The following is a 22,254-nucleotide window of genomic DNA, read 5'->3' as shown; positions in this document are numbered from 1 at the left end:
CGCGTGCGTCGGTCGGCGGTCAGTCAGTCGCTCAGCGCAAGAATTGTCCGGCATGGTTGGCCAAGTCCAGCACGGGCTGGGGGACGGCACCCAGCGCGAGGGTCACGAAGGCCGTCAGCCCGATCATTGCGGTGCTGAGCGTGCCCGACTGCACCACCGGGCCGTCCTCGACCGGATCGGTGAAGAACATCAGGACGATCACCCGGACGTAGAAGTACGCGGCGATGGCGCTGACGATCACACCGATGACCACCAGGGATGCGGCGCCGCCCTCGGCCGCGGCCTTGAAGACCGCGAACTTGCTGACGAACCCGCTGGTCAGTGGAATGCCGGCGAAGGCAAGCAGGAACAGCGCGAACACGACACCGAAGAATGGATGCCGCCGGCCCAGTCCGGCCCACCGGCGCAGGTCACCTTCTTCGTCGCCGTCGGCGCGGCGGACCACGCTCACCACCGCGAACGCGCCGAGCGTGCTGAACCCGTAGGCGAAGAGGTAGAACAACGATGCCGAGAGTCCGCTGGTGTTGAGCGCGATCACACCGGTGAGGATGAAACCGGTATGTGCCACAGAGGAATACGCCAACATGCGCTTCACGTCGTTCTGTGCGATGGCGATCACCGTACCCACTGCCATGGACAGCACGGCGATGATCGACAGCACCGGTCGCCAGTCGTTGGCGAGGGTCGGCAGCGCGACGTAGCAGACCCGCAGCAGCGCGCCGAACGCGGCGATCTTGGTGGCCGACGCCATGAACGCCGTCACCGGCGTGGGTGCCCCCTGGTAGACGTCCGGCACCCACGAGTGGAACGGCACTGCGCCGACTTTGAACAACAGGCCGACGCACAGGAGCGCGATGCCGATGAGTCCGAGGGATGCCGGTCCGCGGCCGGCCGCGACCCCCGACAGGCTCAGGCTGCCCGAATAGCCGTAGAGCATCGCGACACCGAAGAGGAAGAATGCCGACGAGAAAGCCCCCAGCAGGAAGTACTTCAGCGACGCTTCCTGCGACAGCAACCGATTTCGCCGGGCCAGGCCGCACATCAGGTACAGGGGCAGGGACAGCACCTCGAGCGCGACGAACATGGTCAGCAGGTCGTCGGACGCGCCGAACAGCATCATGCCGCCGAGGGCGAACATCGCCAGCGGGAACACCTCGGTCTGGGTCACACCGGCTTTGAGCGCGATCTGCTCAGTGGCGCTGTCGGGCACCGTCGCTGCTTGTGGCGTGAACGCCGCCAACCCGCTGCCATCCGAAACGCGTTGCGCCATCAGCAGGGTTGCCAGCAGGCTGACCCCGAGCAAGGTGCCCTGCAGGAACAGCGCCGGACGGTCGATGGCGATGGCCCCGAGCACCGCGGACCGGCCGACCGGTGAATCCAGGTACAGCGCTTGGCAAACCACGGCGACAAAAGCCACCGCCTGGCCGCCAATGCTCAGCACGACCTGGGCGCGGTACCGCGCGGTACGCGGCGCGAAGGCCTCCACCAGCACACCAGCCAGTGCGATGCCGAAGACGATCAGCATCGGCGACAGCAGGCCGTACTCGACGGACGGCGCGGGGATGGGCGTCACCGGGCGACCCCCTGCGCGGTGCTCGGCGAGGTATGGCCGACAGCGGGATTGATGATGTCGAGGGCGGGCTTGGGATAGACGCCCAGCACGAACAGCAGGGCGACGAGCGGCACCACCACGGCCAATTCGCGTGGCACCAGGTCGCGCAGCTTGTCGTTGCCATCGGCCACGGGGCCGGTCATCATCCGCTGGTACATCCACAGGATGTAGAGCGCCGAGAGCACCAGCGCCGTTGCCGCCACGGCGGTGACGACCGGGTAGTGGATGAATGTGCCGACCAGGACCAGGAATTCGCTGATGAACGGGGCCAGACCGGGCAGGGACAGCGTGGCCAAGCCGGCGATCAGGAACGTGCCGGCAAGGACCGGCGCAACGGTCTGCACGCCGCCGTAGTCGGCGATGTTCCGAGATCCCCGGCGGGACACCAGGAACCCGGCGATCAGGAAGAGGGCGGCGGTCGAGATGCCGTGGTTCACCATGTACAGCGCGGCACCGGACTGCGCCTGCTCGGTCATCGCGAAGATGCCCAGGATGATGAAGCCAAAGTGCGATATCGATGTGTACGAGATCAGCCGCATGACGTCGGTCTGCCCGATGGCGACGATGGCTCCGTAGACGATGCCGATGACCGCCAGCGCAATGATCAACGGCCGGAACGTCGCTGCGGACTGCGGGAAGAGCTGCAGGCAGTACCGGAGCATGCCGAAGGTACCCACCTTGTCGACGACGGCCATCATCAAGACGGCAGTGGCCGGCGTCGCATGTACTGCCGCGTCGGGCAGCCAACGGTGCAGCGGCCACAGGGGCGCCTTGACTGCGAACGCAAACATGAACCCGCCGAACAACGCGTTGGCCAGGCCCGGGCTGATGTTCAGCGTGCCGTAGCGCGCGGCGTCCGCGACGGCGCGGAAATCGAAGGTGCCGTGGGCGAATAGCGGGCTGTTGGCAGTGGCCACGTACAGCCCGATGACGGCGGCCAGCATGATCAAGCCGCCGAACAGGTTGTACAGCAGGAACTTCACGGCTGCCTTCGAGGCGGCGGGACGGTCTGCTCCGAAACCGCCGATGAGGAAGTACATCGGGATGAGCATGGCCTCGAAGAACACGTAGAACAGCAAGATGTCCAGCGACACCAGGGAAATCAGCACCATCGACTCGACGGCGAGGATCAGCGCGAAATAGGCATGTGTCGACTTGGCCTGCGCACCAGCGTCGTTCGTGTCACCGTCATTCCACCCGGCGATGATCAGCAGCGGTACCAGGACCGCCGTCAGCGCGACCAACACCAGCGCCACGCCGTCCACGCCGAGGATGTATCCGGTGCCGAACGACGGTATCCACGGATGGTTCTCGACGAACTGATAACGCGCACCGGCCGGATCGAAGCGCAGCGCCAGCACCAGCGCGATGACCAGCACCAGCAGCGACACCGCGAGCGCGGCCCAGCGGGCGAAAGCCCGTGCGTTGGCAGGCAACAAGATCACTGCCGCACCGCCGGCCATCGGGACGGCCCACAACGCCGTCAGCCACCACATTCCGGTCACCACACCCTCACCGTGAGAATGGCGGCCGCAATCAATGCCGCTCCGGCCAACATGGACAGCGCATACGACCGGGCGAACCCGTTCTGCCAACGTCGAAGATCCTGCGACCCGCTGCGTACCAGCGCCGCCAGTTCGCGCGTGACGCCGTCGACCGCGACGTCGTCGAAGTCGACCAAGTCTTTGGTGAGCCGCCGGCCCGGCGCCATCAGCGCCCGCTCGTTGAACGCGTCGCCGTAGAGATCGTTGCGGGCAGCGACCGTCAGTCCGGAGACGTTGACCGGCGCACTGATCGGAATGGGTTGCAGCGCATACATCCGATACGCGATCGCCACACCGACCCCGACGACCGCGAGCGTGACGATGGTCAGCAGCCACGCGGGGATGGCATGCGCGGGCTCCTGGTAACCGACGATCGGTTCCAGCCAGTGCTCCAGTTTGCCGCCGACGGCGAGCAGGGCACCGGCACCGATGGATCCGCCGGCCAGCAGGACCATCGGCCAGCCCATGACCGACGGCGATTCGTGCGGATGTGCCTCGGCGCGCCAACGCTTTTCACCGAAGAACGTCATCAGCATGACGCGGGTCATGTAGAACGCGGTGATGCCCGCGCCCAACAGGGCCGCGCCGCCGAACAGCAGGCCTCTGGCGCCACCGGCCGCGAAGGCGGTCTCGATGATCGGGTCTTTCGAGAAGAACCCGGACAGCGGCGGGATACCGATGATCGCGAGGTACCCCATGCCGAACGTCGCGAACGTGACGGGCATGGCGGTGCGCAGCCCGCCGTAGCGGCGCATGTCGGTCTCGTCGTCCATGGCGTGCATCACCGAACCGGCACCGAGGAACAGCCCGGCCTTGAAGAATCCGTGGGCCAGCAGATGCAGGATCGCGAGCGCGTAGCCGGCCGGACCGAGCCCCGCCGCCAGCATCATGTAGCCGATCTGGCTCATGGTCGACGCCGCGAGGGCTTTCTTGATGTCGTCCTTGGCACAGCCGATCACCGCGCCGAACAACAGCGTGACCGCCCCGACGACGGCGACCGCCAGCCGGGCGTCGGCGGACTGGTTGAAGATCGGTGCCGACCGCACCACGAGGTACACGCCCGCGGTGACCATGGTGGCCGCGTGGATGAGCGCCGACACCGGCGTCGGGCCCTCCATCGCGTCCCCCAGCCAGGACTGCAGCGGCACCTGCGCGGACTTGCCGCAGGCCGCCAGCAGCAACAGCAGACCGATGAGCGTGGCGGTCGCCGCGGCCAGATGCGGAGCCTTGGCGAAAACACCCGTGTACGAGAGGGTTCCGGTGTGGGCGAACATGGCCGCCAGGGCCAGCGCCAGCCCGATGTCACCGACCCGGTTGACGACGAACGCCTTCTTCGCGGCCGTCGCGGCCGACGGCTTGTGCGACCAGAACCCGATCAGCAGGTACGACGCCAGGCCGACGCCTTCCCATCCGACGTACAGGCCCAGGTAATTGTCGGCCAGGACCAGCAGCAGCATGGCGGCGACGAACAAGTTGAGGTAGCCGAAAAATCGGCGCCGTGCCGGGTCGTGCGCCATGTAGCCGATCGAATAGATGTGGATCAGCGCGCCGACGCCGGTAATCAGCAGGACGAAGCAGACCGACAGCTGGTCCAGCCGCAGCCCGAAGTCGACCTGGAGTTGCGCGACCGGGACCCAGGAGAACAGCGTCTCGTGCACCAACCGGAAGTCGTTGGCACGTCCGGACATGGCCACGAACTGCGTCGCGCCGACGAGGAAGGCGCCGACCACCGTGGCGCAGCCGAGCAGATGACCCCACGCGTCGGTGGCCTTCCCGCCGAGCAGCAGTATCGCCGCACCGGCCAGCGGCAGCGCGATCAGAAACCACACGGATGTCGTCACGGTCACTGCTTCAGCAGGCTCGCGGCGTCCACTGACGCCGACCGTCGGGAACGGAAGATGGTCATGATGATCGCCAGTCCCACCACCACCTCACACGCAGCCACTACCATGGTGAAGAACGCCACCACCTGACCGTCGAGTTCGCCGTGCATCCGGGAGAACGTGACGAACGCCAGATTGGCGGCATTGAGCATCAATTCGACGCACATGAACATGACGATGGCGTTGCGGCGCAGCAGCACACCGGCCGCGCCGATGGTGAACAGCAGCGCCGAGAGATACAGATAGTTGGTGGGATTCATGAGGCGTTCCCATCGTCGGTGGACACACTGCGCCGGGGCAGGACGGCGCTGACGGACATGTCGGCGTCCGATCCGTCGGGCAACCGGGCCAGGATGTCGACGGCGTTGTGCCGCGCGTACACACCGGGGTTCGGTCGCGGCGTCGGATGCCCGCCCGGGGCGAACCGTTCGATTGCCAGCTCGCGCTGGGTCTTTCGGTGTTCGAATCGTTCGCGGTGGGTCAGCACCATGGCGCCCAGCGCGGCGGTGATGAGCAGGGCGCTGGTGGTCTCGAAGGCCCACAGATAGCGCGTGAAGATCAGCACCGCCAGGCCCTGGACGTTGCCGGCCCGGTTCGCGTGTTCGAGACCGACGACGTTGGTACCGAGGCTGCCGATGCCGGCGATCACCGCGATGCCGAAGCCGATGCCGGCCACCACGGCGGCAATGCGTTGTCCCCGTATGGTTTCGACCAGGGAGTCCGCGGAATCGACACCGATGAGCATGAGGACGAACAGGAACAGCATCATGACCGCGCCGGTGTAGACCACCACCTGCACGACGCCGAGGAACACGGCGTCCTGAGCGATGTACAGCACGGCCAGGCTGATCATGGTGCTGGCCAAGAACATTGCCGAGTACACCGCTTTGGGCGCGGCCACCATGGCGATGGCGCCGAGCACCGACACCGTGCCGAGCACCCAGAACGTCACGGCCTCTCCGGTCACTTGGCCGCCTCGGGCCGCGACAGTCCGGCCGCGGTGATGTTGCCGCGGTAGTAGTCCTCGTCGGTGCTGCCCTCGGCCATCGCATGGGGCGGCGCGGTCATGTCGATCTCCAGCGGAGCCAGCAGCCTGTCCTTGCCGTAGATCAGGCCGGACCGGTTGTCGCCGGCCATCTCGTAGTCGTTGGTCATGGTCAGCGCACGGGTCGGGCAGGCCTCGATGCAGAGCCCGCAGCCGATGCACCGCAGATAGTTGATCTGGTACACCCGGCCGTACCGCTCGCCGGGCGAAAACCGTTGTTCCTCGGTGTTGTCCGCGCCCTCGACGAAGATGGCGTCCGCGGGGCAGGCCCACGCGCACAATTCACAGCCGATGCATTTCTCGAGGCCGTCGTCGTAGCGGTTGAGCTGATGCCGGCCGTGATAGCGAGGAGCGACCGGGCCGGGCTCCTCGGGATACTGTTCGGTGACCGACTTTTTGAACATGGTTCCGAAGGTGACGCCGAAGCCGGCGATGGCATCGATGAACTTGGGCCTACCGGGCATGGTGTATCTCCTTGGCCGGGATGGGTGGCACCGGGAACGCGCCGGGCTGAGGTTCGGCGGCCGGGACCGGGGTGCGAGCCGCCTTGCGCCGCACCGTATTCCACAGCGCACCGGCGATGGCGACCACAGCGATGAGGGCGGCGAACGCCAGCACGACGGGCCAGCTGTCGTATCCCTGCAGTCGCAGCGTCCGCACGATGCTGACGATCATGATCCACGCCAGTGAGATGGGGATGAGCACCTTCCAGCCCAACGCCATGAACTGGTCGTACCGCAGGCGGGGGAGCGTCGCACGCAGCCACATGAACAGGAACAGGAACGTCCACACCTTGCCGATGAACCACAGCAGCGGCCACCATCCGGTGTTGGCTCCGGGAATGAGGCTCAGCGGCCACGGGGCCTGCCAGCCGCCGAGGAACAACGTGGTGGCCAGTGCCGACACCGTCGTCATGTTGACGTACTCCGCGAGCATGAACATCGCGAATTTCAGCGAGGAGTACTCGGTGTGGAATCCGCCGACGAGCTCGCCCTCGGCTTCGGGCAGATCGAACGGTGCCCGGTTGGTCTCGCCGACCATGGCGACCACGTAGACCAGGAACGACGGCAGCAGCAGGAAGACGTACCAGCGGCCCTGCTGGGAGGCGACGATCTGCGACGTCGACATGGTGCCGGCGTACAGGAACACCGCGGCGAACGAGAGTGCCATCGCGATCTCGTACGAGATCACCTGCGCGCTGGACCGCAATCCACCGAGCAGGGGGTAGGTGGAGCCGGAGGCCCAGCCGGCCAACACGATTCCGTACACCCCGATCGACGTGACCGCCAGGACGTACAACACCGCGACCGGCAGGTCGGTCAACTGCAGCGGGGTCTCGTGCCCGAAGACGTGGACCAACGGTCCCATCGGGATGACGGCGAACGCCATGAACGCGGGGATCACCGCGATGATGGGTGCCATCAGGTAGATCGGCTTGTCCACCCCGGCCGGGACCAGCCCTTCCTTCAGGGCGAGCTTGATACCGTCGGCCAGGCTCTGCAGTAACCCGAAGGGCCCCACCCGGTTCGGCCCGATGCGCATCTGCATCCAGCTCAGTACCCGGCGCTCGAGCAGGATGGCGACGAGCACCGTCAGGACCAGGAACACAAAGATGCCAAGGGCTTTGGCGAGGACCAGCCACCACGGGTCGAGTCCGAACGACGACAGGTCGGGATAGTTCATGGCCTGGTCCCGTCACTGGCCCCGCTGATCGTGACGACGGCGCCCGGGGCGACGCCGAGCGTGGCGTGCACCGTCGACCCCGGCGAATTCAGCGGCAGCCACACCACGCCGGTCGGCATTTCGGTGATCTCGAGCGGCAGGGTGATGCTGCCGCGATCCGTACTGACTGTGACCATCTCGGACGCGCCGATGCCCGCGGCGGTGTCAGCCGACAACCGGGCGACGGTCGGCCGCGCGGTGGCAGCCAGGTTCGGTTCGCCGTCCTGCATCCGGCCGGCGTCCAGCAGCATCCGCCAGCCCGCGAGGACTGCCTGTCCGGGTCCGGGCACCGGGTTGGGTGGAGCGGTGAATTCCGGTGCGGCGGGGCGTGGTCCGCTCCAACAGCCCAGCCGGTTCATCTCATTGCGCACCGTCGTGACGTCGCGAAGACCCAGATCGATGCAGTGCTCGTCGGCGAGCGCGGCCAACACGCCCATGTCCGCTCGCATGGCAGGCGGCAGCGCCGCGCCGAAAGACCGCCCGCGCCCTTCCCAGTTGACGAAACTGCCGGCCTTCTCGACCACTGGCGCCACCGGGAACACCACGTGTGCCAGGTCGGTGACGGCGCTGCGGCGCGCCTCCATGCTGACGACGAACTTCGCCGCACCGAGTGACCGCTGAGCCAGCGCCGGGTCGGGTAGGTCGGCCAGTTCGACCCCGGCGACCAGGACCGCCTCCAGGTCACCGTCGGCTGCGGCGGCCAAGATCGCGGTGGTGTCGCGGCCCGGAGCGTCGGGCAGTTCGTCCACATGCCAGGCGACGGCAACCTCGGTGCGTGACGGCAGATCGGTCACCAATCGCCCGCCGGGCAACAGATTCGGGGCCGCCCCGGCCTCCAGGGCACCCCGCTCGCCGGCCCGCCGTGGCACCCAGCCGACGGTGGCGCCCGTCCGCCCGGCCAGCCGGGCCACCGCGGAGAACCCACCGGGCACGCCGGCCAGTCGCTCACCGGTGAGGATGACCGATCCGGGCGGCAGCACCTCGATGGCGTCGAGTGCGCGGGGCTCGCGGCCGGGTGCGGCCGTGATCAGGGTGCCGCCCATGTTCTCCAGGCCCCGGCTACTGAAAGGTGCCACCGCAACCACTTTGAGCCCGTGCTTGCGGAAGGCCTTGCGCAGCCGTAGGTAGATGATCGGTGATTCGTCTTCCGGCTCGAACCCGACGAGCAGCACGACGGGCGCCTTTTCCAGGTCGGCGTACGTCACCTGCATCGGCTGACCCGCGACGCTGGCCGCCAGGAACTGCGCTTCCTCGTCGCTGTGCACCCGGCTGCGGAAATCGATATCGTTGGTGCCCAACACGATCCGCGCATACTTGGCGTAGGCATAGGCGTCTTCGGTGGTGAGTCGTCCACCGACGAGCACTCCGGTGCGTGCACCGGCGGCCGACAGGCCGCGCACCGCGACCGCCACCGCTTCGGGCCAGGACGCCGGACGTTGGGTGCCGTCGGCCTCGCGGATCAGTGGCGTGGTGATCCGGTCACCCTGCGTGGCATAGGTGAAGGCCCAGCGGCCCTTGTCGCAGTTCCACTCTTCGTTGACCTCGGGATCGTCACCGGCCAAGCGGCGCAACACCGTTCCGCGTCGGTGATCGGTGCGCTGCGCACACCCGGAGGCGCAGTGTTCGCACACGCTGGGGGTGGAGACCAGGTCGAAAGGCCGGGCCCGGAACCGGTACGCGGTCCCGGTCAGGGCGCCGACGGGACAGATCTGCACGGTGTTGCCGGAGAAGTACGAGTCGAACGGGTCGTCGCCGCCGATCCCCACCTGCTGCAGCGCGCCACGTTCGAGGAGTTCGATGAACGGGTCGCCGGCGACCTGGTTCGAGAACCGGGTGCAGCGCGCGCACAGCACACAGCGTTCGCGGTCGAGCAGTACCTGCGCCGACAGGTTGATGGGCTTGGGGTAGGTTCGCTTGACGTCCTCGAAACGAGAATCGCTGCGGCCGTTGGACATTGCCTGGTTCTGCAGGGGGCATTCGCCGCCCTTGTCGCAGACGGGGCAGTCCAGCGGATGGTTGATCAGCAGCAGTTCCATCACGCCGTGCTGCGCCTTGTCGGCAGCCTCCGACGTCACTTGGGTGCGCACCACCATGTCCGGGCTGACGGTGGTGGTGCACGACGCCAGCGGCTTCCGCTGGCCCTCCACCTCGACCAGGCACTGCCGGCAGGCGCCCACCGGCTCCAGCAGAGGATGGTCGCAGAACCGGGGGATCTGGACGCCGATCAGCTCTGCCGCACGAATCACCAACGTGCCCTTGGGCACACTGATCTGCTGGTCGTCGATGGTCAGCGAGACCATCTCGACCGCAGTCGCGTCCTTCGCCGGCTCAGTCACTGTCACGCGCCCGCTCCTTCCGTGGCGAAGATCGTGGCGGCGTGCGGATCGAAGGGGCAGCCACCGTTCAGGTGCGCGACGTACTCATCGCGGAAGTACTTGAGCGAGGACATGATCGGGCTGGCCGCACCGTCACCGAGCGCGCAGAACGACTTGCCGAGGATGGCGTCGGAGATGTCGAGCAGCTTGTCCAGATCGGCCGCCTGCGCCTGCCCGCTCTCCAGCCGGGCGTAGATCTGTGCCAGCCAGTAGGTGCCTTCCCGGCACGGCGTGCACTTGCCGCAGGATTCGTGCGCATAGAACTGGGTCCAGCGGCGCACGGCCCGCACCACGCAGGTGGTCTCGTCGAAGATCTGTAGTGCCTTGGTGCCCAGCATCGAGCCGACCCCGGCCATGCCTTCATAGTCGAGCGGGATGTCCAGATGTTCGGGTGTCAGCATCGGCGTCGACGAGCCGCCCGGCGTCCAGAACTTCAACTGGTGTCCGGCTCGTACCCCGCCGGCGTACTCGAGCAGTTCGCGCAGCGAAATCCCCAGTGGTGCTTCGTATTGTCCGGGGCGGGTGACATGACCCGATAGTGAGTACAACGTGAAGCCCGGTGACTTCTCCGACCCCATGGACCGGAACCAGTCGACGCCGCCGCGGATCACCGAGGGGACGCTGGCGATCGACTCGACGTTGTTGACCACGGTCGGGCACGCGTACAGCCCGGCGACCGCGGGAAACGGTGGACGCAAACGGGGTTGGCCGCGTCGGCCCTCCAGTGAGTCGAGCAGCGCGGTCTCTTCCCCGCAGATGTAGGCACCCGCCCCGGCGTGCACGACCAGGTCCAGATCGAAGCCGGTGCCGGCGATGTTGGTGCCGAGGTAGCCGTTCGCGTAGGCCTCGGCCACGGCGCCTTGCAGCCGGCGCAGGACCGGCACCACCTCGCCGCGCAGGTAGATGAATGCGTGCCGGGCGCCGATGGCGTACGACGCGATGATCGCGCCCTCCACCAGAGTGTGCGGCGAGGCCAGCATCAGCGGAATGTCCTTGCACGTTCCGGGTTCGGATTCGTCCGCGTTGACCACGAGATAGTGTGGACGGCCGTCGTCGGGGGAGATGAACGACCACTTTGTTCCCGTCGGGAAACCGGCACCGCCCCGGCCCCGTAGGCCCGAATCCTTCACCAGCGCAATGACTTCAGCGGGTTGCATTCGCAGCACCGCACGCAGCGCCTGGTAGCCGCCCTGCCGCAGATAGCTCTGCAGCGTCCAAGACTGCGGCTGATCCCAATGCCTGCTCAGTACCGGCGTCAGTCCCGTCGACGTCATTGCGGCGCCTCCATCCCGCGCTCTTCGGCGACGCGCAACCCGGCGAGGGTGGCCGCGCCGGGTTCGCCGTCGTTGCTGCCGGGACGCTCGTCGGGGAACCCGGCGAGGATGCGTGCGGTCTCCTTGAAGGTGCACAGCGCCGCGCCCCGGGTCGGGGTCACCGACTCGCCGGCTCGCAGCGAGTCGACGAGATCGCGTGCCGAACCGGGGGTTTGGTTGTCGAAGAACTCCCAGTTGACCATCACCACCGGTGCGTAGTCGCAGGCGGCGTTGCATTCGATGTGTTCCAGCGTGACCCGGCCATCGGCGGTGGTTTCGCCGGCGCCGAGGCCGAGGTGTTCTTCCAGGGTTTCCAGGATGGCGTCCCCGCCCATGATGGCGCACAGCGTGTTGGTGCAGACGCCGACCAGATACTCGCCGGTCGGCGTGCGCCGGTACATCGAGTAGAACGTCGCGACCGCGGTGACTTCGGCCGTGCTGAGGTCCAATTGCCCAGCACAGAAAGAGATTCCGGCTGGTGTCAGGTAGCCGTCCTGGGACTGGACGAGATGCAGCAGCGGCAACAGTGCGGACCGGGCACTGGGATAACGGGCGATGATCGCCGCCGCGTCGGCTGCCAGCTGTTCCCGCACGTCTGCCGAATACGACTGCGGCCCTTGGCCGATGGGAGGTCCCGGCTCGTCCGGACGCGGCCCGAGACGGAGTTCGATAGCGGTCACCTGTCCACGCCTCCCATGACCGGATCGATCGATGCCACCGCGGCAATGGCATCGGCGACCATGGACCCCTCGCACATCACCGACACCGCTTGCAGATTCGTGAACGACGGGTCGCGGTAGTGCACCCGGAACGGCCGGGTGCCGCCGTCGGAGACCATGTGCACGCCCAGTTCGCCGCGCGGCGATTCGACCGCGACGTACACCTGCCCGGCCGGTACCCGGATGCCTTCGGTGACCAGCTTGAAGTGGTGGATCAGGGCCTCCATCGAGGAGCCCATGATCTTGGCGATGTGTTCGTTCGAGTTGCCCAGGCCGTCGGGGCCGACTTTCAGGTCTGCGGGCCAGGCCAGCTTCTTGTCGGTGATCATCACCGGTCCCGGCCCCAGCCGAGCCAATCGCTCCACGCACTGCTCGACGATCTTGATGGACTCGCGCATCTCCAGCACACGAATCATGTAGCGGCCGTACGCATCGCACTGGTCGTGGGTGATGACGTCGAAGTCGTAGGACTCGTACCCGCAGTACGGCTGCGACTTGCGCAGATCATGCGGCAGCCCCGTCGACCGCAACACCGGACCGGTGATGCCCAGTGCCATGCATCCGGTCAGATCCAGGTAGCCGACTCCCTGGGTGCGTGCCTTCCAGATGTAATTCTCGTTGAGCAGGTTCTCCATGTCGCGCAACCGTTTCGGCAACAGCTGCAGCAGTTCCCGCAGGCGTGGCAGTGCGTCGTCGGGTAGGTCGGCCGCCAGCCCGCCGGGGCGGATGAAGGCGTGGTTCATCCGGAGTCCGGTGATGGTCTCGAAGACGGACAGCACCAGTTCGCGTTCCCGGAATCCGAAGAACATCGCCGACATGGAGCCCAGCTCCATGCCGCCGGTCGCCAGCGCCACCAGGTGCGACGAGATGCGGTTGAGCTCCATGAGCATGACCCGGATGACGTTGGCGCGCTCGGGAATGTCGTCGGTGACGCCGAGCAGCTTCTCGACGCCGAGGCAGTACGCCGTCTCGTTGAAGAAGGGGGAGAGGTAGTCCATCCGGGTCACGAAGGTGACGCCCTGCGTCCAGGTCCGGTACTCGAGGTTCTTCTCGATTCCGGTGTGCAGGTAGCCGATTCCGCATCGGGCCTCGGTGATGGTCTCGCCGTCGATCTCCAAGATCAGGCGCAGGACGCCATGGGTGGACGGATGCTGCGGCCCCATGTTGACCACGATGCGCTCGCCGGCCACCGCGCTCTCGCGCGCTGCCGCGACAACGTCGGCCCAGTCCTGACCGCCGACGGTGACCACGCGTTCGCGGCCATCGGGTTCGTTGTCCGGAGTCATCAGTTGTAGGCCCGCCGTTCGTCCGGGGGCGGAATCTTCGCGCCGTGGTACTCGACGGGAATGCCGCCGAGCGGGTAGTCCTTGCGCTGCGGGTGGCCCACCCAGTCGTCGGGCATCTCGATGCGGGTCAGCGCGGGATGGCCGTCGAAGATGATGCCGAAGAAGTCGTAGGTCTCCCGCTCATGCCAGTCGGTCGTCGGATACACCGAATACAGCGACGGCACATGCGGATCGGCGTCCGGTGCGCACACCTCGACGCGAATCCTTCGATTGTGGGTGATGGACATCAGCGGGTAGACGGCGTGCAGCTCGCGATCCGTGTCGTCGGGGTAGTGCACCCCGGAAACGCCCAGACACAGTTCGAACCTCAGCTCGTCGCGCAGCGTCTGCGCCACCGGCACGAGGTGGTCCCGGCGTACCTCGAGGGTCAGCTCGTCGCGGAACACGACGATGCGCTCGACTGCGGCGGTGAACTGGTCCGCGCCCAGGGCCTCGGCCAACGCGTCGACGACGTCGTCGAAGTAGCCGCCGTACGGACGGGGCGAACTGCCGGGCAGGACCACCTCACGGACCAACCGGCCGTAGCCCGACGTGTCGCCGCTGCCGCGCACGCCGAACATGCCGCGCCGCGTCCCGATCACCTCGGGGCCGGTCTGGTCGGGCGTGTCCGTCATGACCGCAGCAGTCCCTTCAGTTCGATGGTGGGACGTGCCTGCAACGCCGCTTCCTCGGCCGCGGCAATCGCCTCGGCCCGGTTGACCCCCAGCGGCATCTCCTGAATCTTGGCGTGCAGCATGAGGATTGCGTTGAGCAGCATCTCGGGCCGGGGCGGGCAGCCCGGTAGGTAGATGTCGACCGGCACGATGTGGTCGACCCCCTGCACCACCGCGTAGTTGTTGAACATCCCACCGGAGGAGGCGCACACCCCCATGGCCAGCACCCATTTGGGTTCGGCCATCTGGTCGTACACCTGCCGTAGCACCGGTGCCATCTTCTGGCTGACGCGGCCCGCGACGATCATCAGATCAGCCTGCCGGGGTGTCGCGGAGAACCGCTCCATGCCGAAGCGCGCGATGTCGAAACGAGGGCCGGCGGTGGCCATCATCTCGATGGCGCAGCAGGCCAGCCCGAAGGTGGCGGGCCACAGCGACCCCTTGCGTACGTACCCCGCGACCTTCTCGACAGTGGACAGCAGGATGCCGCCGGGTAAGCGTTCTTCGAGTCCCATGGGTCCTGTCCTCAGTCCCAGCTCAGTCCGCCGCGTCGCCAGATGTATGCGTAGGCGACGAACACCGTCAGCATGAACAGCAGCATCTCCACCACGGCGAATACCCCCAGCGATTCGAAGGAAACGGCCCAGGGGTACAGGAAGACGATCTCGATGTCGAAGACGATGAACAGCATGGCGGTCAGGTAGTACTTGACCGGGAATCGCTGGCCCGTCGTCTCATGTCCCGGAGAGCCGGGCGCCATCGGTTCGATACCGCATTCGTAGGCCTCCAGCTTGGCCCGGTTGTACCGGCGAGGGCCGATGACCAGCGCAATTCCGACCGAACCCACCGCGAACGCAGCGGCGATCGCGCCGAGTACCAGGATGGGGATGTAGACGTTCATGCGTGCGCCATGCCCTGTGCGGCTCCCTCGTCGAGCTGTCGATGTGAGCTGGCCCACAGCTTAGCCTGGTTAACGGAACGGCCGCCGCATTTTGGCTAGGATCATGATCAGTTCCTGACGTTCCCGCGCCGCACCGCCGCTGACGCGAAGAGTGAACGGCCACAGGCCATTTCGTGCTGGTTAACGCACTGTTTCACCGCTGTGGAGACAGCACTGCCACCACTGCCTCGCCGAGCCGGATCGGGTCGATGGGGTGCGGTACCGCGGCTTCCGCGCGCGACCACGAGGCCAGCCAGGCGTCGTCGGCGCGGCCGGTGAGCACCACGATCGGCGGGCAGTTCGCGACCTCGTCCTTGAGCTGCTTGGCCAGTCCCATCCCGCCGGCGGGAGTGGCTTCGCCGTCGAGGATCGCCAGATCGATCCCGCCCGCGTCGACGGAGCTCACCACGACGGGCGCCGTCGCCACATCGAGGTACGTCAGGTCGGGCAGGTTCGGGTGAATGCGCCGTCCCAGGGCTGTGCGCACCTGGTCGCGGGTGTTCGGATTGTCGCTGTAGACCAGGATCGTGAGGGCAGAATCGGCCACGTTCGCGATGGTACGCAGTTCGCCGGTGGGCCAGGCCCGGATCGGGCTACTCGAGGTGGTAACCCGGATGTGCGACATCCAGCCGGTATCGCACCAGTGCTCGCAGCATCGGGTCCAGTTCGGCTGTTCGATCATCGAATTCGCCGGATCGAATGGCCTTCGCCAGCGCCTGCTCGTCGTCGAAGCCCAGCAACTCAGGTTCCGGGCCGGCCTGCAACAGTTCGCGTTCGACGATCCGCAGCGCGTTCGCGGCGACGCGGGCGTGGAAGTTCACGGCGCCCAGGTCGGCGAGCCGACTATTGGGTCCTGTGGCGTCGCGTACTTCTGTCTCCAGGAACTCCGCCACCGCGGCGATCAGTTCGGTGGCGGTGGGGCGGTAGTGGCTCATTGCGCCTCCAGCAGATTGAGCAGGTCCCATTCGGTCTCGCACACCCGCCGGCCGATGGTGGCCAACTCCACCGACCTGGTCTGTCCCGAGAGATGGCGTTCTGCCTGGTACCGGCAGATGATGCCCCAGCGCAAGGTGGCCGACACCAGCCACCAGTGAAAGGTATTGCGGTCCAGCGTGACTGCGCTGGCGCGCTCGTAGGCGATGAGGAAGTCCTCGATACGGCCCAGGCCGCCGGCATCCAGGGCGCGCGGCGCACCGAAGCGCCAGGCCCGAATGCAGAACCAGGCCAGGTCCTCGGCGCGCGAGCCCCGATGGGTGAGTTCCCAATCCAGTACCGCGGCGAGCCGGCTGCCGTCAACGATGAGGTTGCCCATCCGGAAGTCACCGTGCACCAGCACCGGATCGCCGGTATCCGCCGGCTGGTTGCGCTCCAACCAGCGGAACGCCCACTCGAAAGTCGCTGTGGTGTCGCCGATCTCGTCGAGCTCGTGCCGCCACGATCCCAGTTGGTCCGCGCTCGACAGCCCGATTCCGGTGGCGTCGGCGCGGTGGATCGCCGCCAGCGCTTCGGCGCACTGCTCGAGCAGGGCGACCCGGCCACCGTCGTCGAGTGCCCGCTGGATCTTGCGCACGATGGTCTCGCCGGGCACGAAGTCGCACACCAGGAACGGATTGCCCAGGGCCTCAGGCGAATTACTGGCCGCCAGCACCCGCGGGACCGGAGCACCCGCGGCCGCGGCCCGGGACAGCGCGGCGGCCTCCAGTTCCATGCCGGCGTGGATTTCGTCGGGCGGCCCGACCCGCAGGATCAGTTGGCGGACGTCGGTTGCGGTGGTCGCGGTGAACGCCCACGTCGCACGGCTGGCGCCGCCGGTCAGCTCGCGCAGGTTCTCGACGCTGACCTCGCCGAGCCCGGGTTTGAGCACCGCAGCGAGCGCTCGGGCCAATTCGGGGGCGTCGATCACTTGCGCCCGAACTTCAGCATCCGCTGTGCCACCCGGCGAATCTGAATCTCCTCCGCGCCTTCGGTGATCCGGTAGCGGCGGTGGTGCCGGTAGATGTGCTCGAACGGCTCGTGCCGGCTGTAGCCGATACCGCCGTGGATCTGCATCGCGCGGTCGGCGGCCTCGCAGACCAGCCGGTTGGCGCGATAGTTGGCCATCGACACCTTGTCGGAGACCTCCATGTGGTGATCCCGATCGAGGTGCCAGGCGGCGTAATACACCAGCAGCCGGACCATCTGGGCCTCGGTCTGCAACTCGGCCAGCGGCCACTGCACGGCCTGGTTGACCGCCAGCGGCTTTCCGAACACAACGCGTTCACCGGCATACTGCGCGGCCCGGTCGATGCAGTATTGGGCGGCGCCCAGGCTGCTGGCGGCCTGCCGAATCCGGTTCTCGTGCAGGAACGTCTGGCCGACCTCCAAGCCGTGGTCCACCTCGCCGAGCACCGCATCATCGGGCACGCGAACATCTTTCAGCTCGACTTCGCCGTGATCGCTGGGCATGTTGAACGTCCACCAGTAGTACGGCACGGTGAATCCCGGCGTATCGGTGGGGACCAGGAATGCGCTGATGCCGACCGCTTGACCGGGCTCGCCGGAGGTGCGGGCGAAGATCAGGTCGTGGGTGGCCCGGTGTACTCCGGTGTTCCAGCGCTTGCGGCCGTTGATGATCCAACCGTCACCGTCTCGGACCGCGGTCGTCTCGAGCCAGGTGGCGTCGCTGCCGTGGTCGGGTTCGGTGAGCCCGAATGCCATCGACCGCTTGCCCGTGATCATCGCTTCGACCCACTCCGCCTGCTGCGCCGCGGTGCCGAATCGGCTCATCATGATGACCTGCGGGAAGTTGCCGACGATCGACGATTCGTCCTGCAGGTCGTTGTGCAGCCCGAGTCCCTTGTGCGCCAGGTGTTCCCGGATGACGGCCATGTCCAGGTTCGTGCCGTCGCGGCCGCCGAACTCGCTGGGCAGGCCGTACCGCAGCCAGCCGGCCGCGTCGGCGCGGCGGCGCATCTCGTCGAGCAGATCCTCCCATTCCCGGGTCGGCACACCGCCGTTCTCGAGGTCGGTGCGCGCGAATTCGCGGCGCCGGTCGAAGTACTGCATGTTCTCACGTTCCAGCGGCTTGATCTCCGCCTCGATGAAGGCGTCCATCTCGGCCAGCAGGCCCGGGAGGTGTTCCGGTAGAGCGAAATCCACGGTGATCTCTTCTTTCGGTCAGAAGCCGTACAGGGTTTTCTTCCAGATGGTCGACAGTGTCGTGATGGCGTCCTCGTCGCTGATCTGCAGTTCGGATCCCGGGTTGCCGACCACCACCACGGTGAAGTTCTCGAACAGCAACGCAATGGCAGCGGCGATGTGTTCGGCGTTGAGGCCCTGGGCGTAGCCCTGCTGGGCGGCGTGACGCACCGAGTCGGCGACCATGTCCATACCGAAGCGGCGGAACTCGTGCTGCACCTTGGCGAATCGTGGTTGGGTGGCGCCCAACTGGGCGACCGCGATCATGATGCCGATGTTCTGCTTGAACAGGTTCCAGTATCCGGTGACCACCGTCGTGAAGTAGTCGGTCTCCTCCGGAGACTCCGGCAGCGGCACACTCATCCCCGAGGGGGTGACGATGTCGTGCAGGAATGACTCGGCCAATTCGGCCAGCAGGTCTTCCTTGTCGTCGAAGTATCGGTAGAACACCGCCGACGACTTGCCGGCTGCCGATGTGATGTCCGCCAGCGTCGTGCCGTGAAAGCCCCGCTCGGCAAACAGCTTCCGCGCCGCCATTTCGATCGCCTCCCGGGTTTGGCGGCCCTTGGCGGTCAGAGTGTCGGACGGCATCTCAGCCCAGCAACCGGTCACCGGCGCGAAGCAGCGCGCTGGGCAGTTCGTGGCCGACGACGCGCTGCGCCACCATGGCCGCGTCGATCGCCAGATCCAGGTTGATGCCGGTGTCGATGTCGCTGTCCCGCAACAGGTAGACCAGATCTTCGGTGGCGATGTTTCCGGTAGCGCCCGGTGCGAATGGGCAGCCACCCAGCCCGCCCACCGACGCGTCGAGCCGGGTCACCCCGGCCTGCACGGCGGCGTAGGCACTGGCCAGGCCGGAGCCCCGGGTGTTGTGGAAATGCGCGCCGAGCGGCAGGTCTCCGATGACCGGGCGGACCCGGCTGATCAGGTCGGCGACGCGGCGCGGGGTGGTGGTGCCGATGGTGTCGGCGATGGCCACCCGATCCGCGCCGAATTCCAGTGCTGCTGCGGCGATCTCGACGACCCGGCTCGGGTCGGTGGGGCCGTCGAACGGGCAGTCCCAGGCGGTGGCGATGATGACCTCTGCACTCGCGCCGCTGTCGTGGGCCAGGTTCACGATGTCGGCGATCAGCGCTGTGGACTCGGCCGTCGACCGCCCGACGTTCGCCTGGCTGTGCCCGTCGGCTGCGGATACCACGTACTCGAGGGACCGCAGGCCCGCGGCGAGCGCACGGCCTGCGCCGCCGGGTCCGGCCACGAGCGCGGAGAACTCGACCTCGGGAAATGCGTCCAGAGCCGCTGCCAATTCGGGGGCGTCGGCCAGCGCGGGCACCTTCGACGGTGACACGAATGCGGTCGCCTCGATCTCTCGCACTCCCGTGGCAACGATGGCTTCGAGTAGTTCGAGCTTGGCGGACAACGGAATCGGGTCTTCGAGCTGCAGACCGTCGCGCAGGCAGACTTCGCGGATGGTGACATGGGACGGTAGGTCGGTCACAGCACGCCCTCCTCACGCAGCGCCGCCAACTGCTCGGCGTCGAGACCGAGCAGGCGGCCGTACACCTCGTCGTTGTCCTGACCTGGCCGCGCCGATCCGCCGTTGCGGATCGTGCCCGGCGACTCCGACAGCACCGGCACGACACCGGGACCCTTCACGTTGCGCTGCACCCGCTCATCCCAATGGTCGGCAATCATGTTGCGCGCCTGTAGTTGTGGATCTTGCATGACTTCGGCGACGGTGTTGATCGGTCCGCTGATCACCCCGGCCTCCGACAGAGTGGCGATGATGTCCTGGGGCTCACGCTGTGTGGCCCAGTCGCCGATGAGCTTGTCGAGCTCGTCCTGGTTGCGGCCGCGCGCCAGATGGTCGACGAACCGCTCGTCCGTCGCCAGTTCGGGCCGGCCCATGGCCTGACACAGCCGCCGGAAAACCGTGTCCTGGTTGGCCGCGATCACCACCCAGCTGCCGTTGGCGCTCTGGTAGATGTTCGACGGCGCGATGCCTTCCAGGCGCGTGCCCGACGGTCCGCGCACCACACCGCCGATGTCGTAGTCGGGAATGGTGGATTCCTGGATGGCCAAACAACTTTCGGTGAGTGCCGTATCCACGACCTGACCTTCCCCGGTGACGCTGCGCCGGTACAGCGCGGCGAGCGCGCCCTGGGCGGCGAACATGCCCGCGAGGCTGTCGCCCAAGGAGAGGGCGAGCCGTGGGGGAGGACCGCCAGGGAATCCGTTCATGTGCCGCAGCCCGCTGGCCGCCTCCGCGACCGACGCGTAGCCGGCCTTCCCCGCGTCCGGACCGGTCTGCCCGTAGCCCGACACCCGCACCAGGATGATGCCTCGATTGTGTTCGCGCAGAACGTCGTAGCCCAGGTTCCATTTCTCCAGGGTGCCGGGCCGGAAGTTCTCGACGATCACATCGGACTGCTTGACCAGGTCCAGGAACAGTCCCCGGCCGCGCTCGGTGCGCAGATCCAGGGTCACCGCTTTCTTGTTGCGCGCGTGCACCGTCCAGAAGAACCGGTGTCCGTCGAGTTCGGCCTGGCCCCAGGTCCGCAGCGGATCGGGGGAGGACGGCAACTCGATCTTGAGTACCTCGGCACCCATGTCGCCGAGCAGCCGCCCGGCGAACGGCCCCGAGATCAGGGTGCCGAGTTCGAGGACCCTGATGCCGTCGAGCGCACCGGTCACATTCCCCGGGTCGCTGCGCTCCTGCCCACCGGCTGCGCTCATACCGAGAACCCTTGCCGGTGCAGCCAATCCGTGCAGACCCCGACCGCTTGGCGCAGCGTGCCGCGTTGATCCGGACCGGAGTAGTAGTGATTGGCGCCGGGGATCTCGTGCATCTCCTTGTCGGGATGCCCGATCGCCTCGTACAGCCGCCGCGTGTGGCTGGGCGTGCAGGCGTCGTCGGCGAGATTGCCGATGACGAGCGTCGGTACCGCGATATCGGGTCCCGCCTTCACGGCGTCACCGTTGGCGTCGTCGTAGCTCCACTGCGACAGCCAGCTGCGCAACGTACAGAATCGGGCCAGGCCGACCGGGCTCATGTTCACCACTTGAGGATCCCCCAGATAGCACTGTCCCGGGGTGCGTTCGTTGGGATCGACCGTCGGGTCGAGCCAGCGGGGGTCGGCCATGGTGCCATGGACGACGAATGCGAACTCGTCATCGGGCCGCCCAGCGGCCTTGAGTTCGGCCAGCTTTTCCTTGACCCACTTGGTGATTCGCCGGTTCCGCGCGACCTGTGCGTCGTGGTAGCGCTGCAGGAACTCGGCGGTGTAGGGCGGCTGGTTCGGGTTGTCGGGGTTGTAGAGGTCCAGTTCCGGATCGCGCTTCGACGGGTCGTTCTCGTCGAGGATCGACGCGTCCATCCACTCGGTCATGGTGCCGTGGCGGCTGATGTGGGCGGCCAGCAGCATGAGACCGTCGGCGGGGATCAGGCCCAGCTTCGTCAGGTCGGGGCCGTCGCCGGAGGGGCTGGCGGTCACCGTCGGGTGCTGCGCCTGCTGCTGGTAGAACACCGACAGCGATCCGCCGCCGCTCCACCCGGCGAGCACCACCTTCGAGTAGCCCAGCCGATTCTTGGCGTCCTTGATGCACTCGCCGAGGTCCTCGACCACCTTCTCCATCAGCAGCGCGGAATCGGTGCCGCGGAACCGGCTGTTGCAGTAGATGACGTGGTGGCCGGCGCGGGCCAGCGCGTTGATCATGGGCAGGTAGGCGCCGCCACCGATGGGGTGCATGAACACCAGCACGGTGTCGGACGGCTTCTCTTTCGGCCGCAGCAGATAGCTCTCCAACACCACCAGCTCAGCGACGCCGCCGTAGACGTCGCGAACCGCCGAGTTGTTCTGGTAGGCAACCAGATACGGAATGCGGTCGTAGTCGTGCTTCACAGGTGCTTCGGTGGTGGTCATGT

The 22,254-nt window shown here is 67.0% G+C and carries 21 protein-coding genes and 1 pseudogene; all 22 read right to left on the bottom strand.

Features of this window, described 5'->3' with window-relative positions; genetic code table 11:
• Nucleotides 1-31: 31 nt before the first annotated feature.
• Nucleotides 32-1,564 carry an NADH-quinone oxidoreductase subunit NuoN gene (nuoN, locus tag A7G45_RS23440; RefSeq protein WP_260940862.1) on the bottom strand — a complete coding sequence of 511 codons (1,533 nt, stop codon included), beginning with the start codon at nt 1,562-1,564 and terminating at the stop codon, nt 32-34.
• 5 nt (nt 1,565-1,569) lie between these two features.
• A complete protein-coding gene (locus A7G45_RS23435; protein ID WP_260940583.1) occupies nt 1,570-3,120 on the bottom strand; it encodes an NADH-quinone oxidoreductase subunit M in 1,551 nt (516 codons plus the stop codon).
• On the bottom strand, nt 3,114-4,997 hold the full coding sequence (gene nuoL / locus A7G45_RS23430; protein ID WP_260940581.1) for an NADH-quinone oxidoreductase subunit L: 1,884 nt from the start codon (nt 4,995-4,997) through the stop codon (nt 3,114-3,116). The genes A7G45_RS23435 and nuoL overlap by 7 nt, the downstream gene beginning before the upstream one ends.
• Nucleotides 4,998-4,999: 2 nt before the next feature.
• Nucleotides 5,000-5,299, bottom strand: a complete 300-nt coding sequence (gene nuoK, locus A7G45_RS23425) for an NADH-quinone oxidoreductase subunit NuoK (protein ID WP_043400812.1) — start codon at nt 5,297-5,299, stop codon at nt 5,000-5,002.
• Entirely contained in the window at nt 5,296-6,006 is a 711-nt protein-coding gene (locus A7G45_RS23420) for an NADH-quinone oxidoreductase subunit J (protein ID WP_260940578.1), read from the bottom strand. Before A7G45_RS23420 ends, nuoK begins: the two co-directional genes overlap by 4 nt.
• Nucleotides 5,989-6,548, bottom strand: a pseudogene (nuoI, locus tag A7G45_RS23415) (NADH-quinone oxidoreductase subunit NuoI); the annotation flags it as partial. The gene A7G45_RS23420 and the pseudogene nuoI, both read right to left, overlap by 18 nt.
• The gene (gene nuoH / locus A7G45_RS23410; RefSeq protein WP_260940575.1) at nt 6,538-7,767 is read right to left on the bottom strand and encodes an NADH-quinone oxidoreductase subunit NuoH; all 1,230 of its coding nucleotides are present in this window, start codon (nt 7,765-7,767) and stop codon (nt 6,538-6,540) included. The gene nuoH and the pseudogene nuoI, both read right to left, overlap by 11 nt.
• A complete protein-coding gene (locus tag A7G45_RS23405) occupies nt 7,764-10,148 on the bottom strand; it encodes an NADH-quinone oxidoreductase subunit G (RefSeq protein ID WP_260940574.1) in 2,385 nt (794 codons plus the stop codon). The genes nuoH and A7G45_RS23405 overlap by 4 nt, the downstream gene beginning before the upstream one ends.
• Nucleotides 10,145-11,455, bottom strand: a complete 1,311-nt coding sequence (gene nuoF / locus A7G45_RS23400) for an NADH-quinone oxidoreductase subunit NuoF (RefSeq protein ID WP_043400798.1) — start codon at nt 11,453-11,455, stop codon at nt 10,145-10,147. The genes A7G45_RS23405 and nuoF overlap by 4 nt, the downstream gene beginning before the upstream one ends.
• On the bottom strand, nt 11,452-12,174 hold the full coding sequence (nuoE, locus tag A7G45_RS23395; protein WP_260940571.1) for an NADH-quinone oxidoreductase subunit NuoE: 723 nt from the start codon (nt 12,172-12,174) through the stop codon (nt 11,452-11,454). The genes nuoF and nuoE overlap by 4 nt, the downstream gene beginning before the upstream one ends.
• Nucleotides 12,171-13,499, bottom strand: coding sequence for an NADH dehydrogenase (quinone) subunit D (gene nuoD / locus A7G45_RS23390; RefSeq protein WP_260940569.1), 1,329 nt, complete (start codon nt 13,497-13,499; stop codon nt 12,171-12,173). Before nuoD ends, nuoE begins: the two co-directional genes overlap by 4 nt.
• A complete protein-coding gene (locus A7G45_RS23385) occupies nt 13,499-14,173 on the bottom strand; it encodes an NADH-quinone oxidoreductase subunit C (RefSeq protein WP_260940567.1) in 675 nt (224 codons plus the stop codon). Before A7G45_RS23385 ends, nuoD begins: the two co-directional genes overlap by 1 nt.
• Nucleotides 14,170-14,727, bottom strand: coding sequence for a NuoB/complex I 20 kDa subunit family protein (locus tag A7G45_RS23380; protein WP_043400788.1), 558 nt, complete (start codon nt 14,725-14,727; stop codon nt 14,170-14,172). Before A7G45_RS23380 ends, A7G45_RS23385 begins: the two co-directional genes overlap by 4 nt.
• Nucleotides 14,728-14,738: 11 nt before the next feature.
• Entirely contained in the window at nt 14,739-15,113 is a 375-nt protein-coding gene (locus A7G45_RS23375) for an NADH-quinone oxidoreductase subunit A (RefSeq protein ID WP_043400785.1), read from the bottom strand.
• Between the two features lie 193 nt (nt 15,114-15,306).
• Nucleotides 15,307-15,699 (bottom strand): Rv3143 family two-component system response regulator, encoded by a 393-nt coding sequence (locus tag A7G45_RS23370; RefSeq protein WP_260940561.1) that lies wholly within the window; start codon nt 15,697-15,699, stop codon nt 15,307-15,309.
• Nucleotides 15,700-15,745: 46 nt separating this feature from the next.
• Complete coding sequence (locus A7G45_RS23365) at nt 15,746-16,087, bottom strand: DUF6285 domain-containing protein (protein WP_260940559.1); 342 nt, start codon at nt 16,085-16,087, stop codon at nt 15,746-15,748.
• Complete coding sequence (locus A7G45_RS23360) at nt 16,084-17,055, bottom strand: phosphotransferase family protein (protein WP_260940557.1); 972 nt, start codon at nt 17,053-17,055, stop codon at nt 16,084-16,086. Before A7G45_RS23360 ends, A7G45_RS23365 begins: the two co-directional genes overlap by 4 nt.
• A complete protein-coding gene (locus A7G45_RS23355) occupies nt 17,052-18,290 on the bottom strand; it encodes an acyl-CoA dehydrogenase family protein (RefSeq protein ID WP_133762161.1) in 1,239 nt (412 codons plus the stop codon). Before A7G45_RS23355 ends, A7G45_RS23360 begins: the two co-directional genes overlap by 4 nt.
• A gap of 18 nt (nt 18,291-18,308) precedes the next feature.
• A complete protein-coding gene (locus A7G45_RS23350; protein WP_260940554.1) occupies nt 18,309-18,920 on the bottom strand; it encodes a TetR/AcrR family transcriptional regulator in 612 nt (203 codons plus the stop codon).
• Between the two features lies 1 nt (nt 18,921).
• A complete protein-coding gene (locus tag A7G45_RS23345; RefSeq protein WP_260940552.1) occupies nt 18,922-19,827 on the bottom strand; it encodes a hydroxymethylglutaryl-CoA lyase in 906 nt (301 codons plus the stop codon).
• The gene (locus A7G45_RS23340) at nt 19,824-21,065 is read right to left on the bottom strand and encodes a CaiB/BaiF CoA transferase family protein (RefSeq protein WP_260940551.1); all 1,242 of its coding nucleotides are present in this window, start codon (nt 21,063-21,065) and stop codon (nt 19,824-19,826) included. Before A7G45_RS23340 ends, A7G45_RS23345 begins: the two co-directional genes overlap by 4 nt.
• Entirely contained in the window at nt 21,062-22,252 is a 1,191-nt protein-coding gene (locus tag A7G45_RS23335) for an alpha/beta hydrolase family protein (RefSeq protein ID WP_260940549.1), read from the bottom strand. The genes A7G45_RS23340 and A7G45_RS23335 overlap by 4 nt, the downstream gene beginning before the upstream one ends.
• Nucleotides 22,253-22,254: the final 2 nt, after the last annotated feature.

The organism is Mycolicibacterium llatzerense (assembly GCF_025331195.1).
Classification (GTDB): Bacteria; Actinomycetota; Actinomycetes; order Mycobacteriales; family Mycobacteriaceae; genus Mycobacterium; species Mycobacterium llatzerense.
This window is presented reverse-complemented; position numbering and strand designations above follow the sequence as displayed.

Coding starts and splice junctions, on each gene's coding strand:
- A7G45_RS23385 (WP_260940567.1), bottom strand. CDS start 14,173: ATGACGGACACGCCCGACCAGACCGGCCCCGAGGTGATCGGGACGCGG.
- A7G45_RS23335 (WP_260940549.1), bottom strand. CDS start 22,252: ATGACCACCACCGAAGCACCTGTGAAGCACGACTACGACCGCATTCCG.
- A7G45_RS23340 (WP_260940551.1), bottom strand. CDS start 21,065: ATGAGCGCAGCCGGTGGGCAGGAGCGCAGCGACCCGGGGAATGTGACC.
- A7G45_RS23365 (WP_260940559.1), bottom strand. CDS start 16,087: ATGAGCCACTACCGCCCCACCGCCACCGAACTGATCGCCGCGGTGGCG.
- A7G45_RS23375 (WP_043400785.1), bottom strand. CDS start 15,113: ATGAACGTCTACATCCCCATCCTGGTACTCGGCGCGATCGCCGCTGCG.
- A7G45_RS23380 (WP_043400788.1), bottom strand. CDS start 14,727: ATGGGACTCGAAGAACGCTTACCCGGCGGCATCCTGCTGTCCACTGTC.
- nuoK (WP_043400812.1), bottom strand. CDS start 5,299: ATGAATCCCACCAACTATCTGTATCTCTCGGCGCTGCTGTTCACCATC.
- nuoF (WP_043400798.1), bottom strand. CDS start 11,455: ATGACGTCGACGGGACTGACGCCGGTACTGAGCAGGCATTGGGATCAG.
- A7G45_RS23350 (WP_260940554.1), bottom strand. CDS start 18,920: ATGCCGTCCGACACTCTGACCGCCAAGGGCCGCCAAACCCGGGAGGCG.
- nuoD (WP_260940569.1), bottom strand. CDS start 13,499: ATGACTCCGGACAACGAACCCGATGGCCGCGAACGCGTGGTCACCGTC.
- nuoH (WP_260940575.1), bottom strand. CDS start 7,767: ATGAACTATCCCGACCTGTCGTCGTTCGGACTCGACCCGTGGTGGCTG.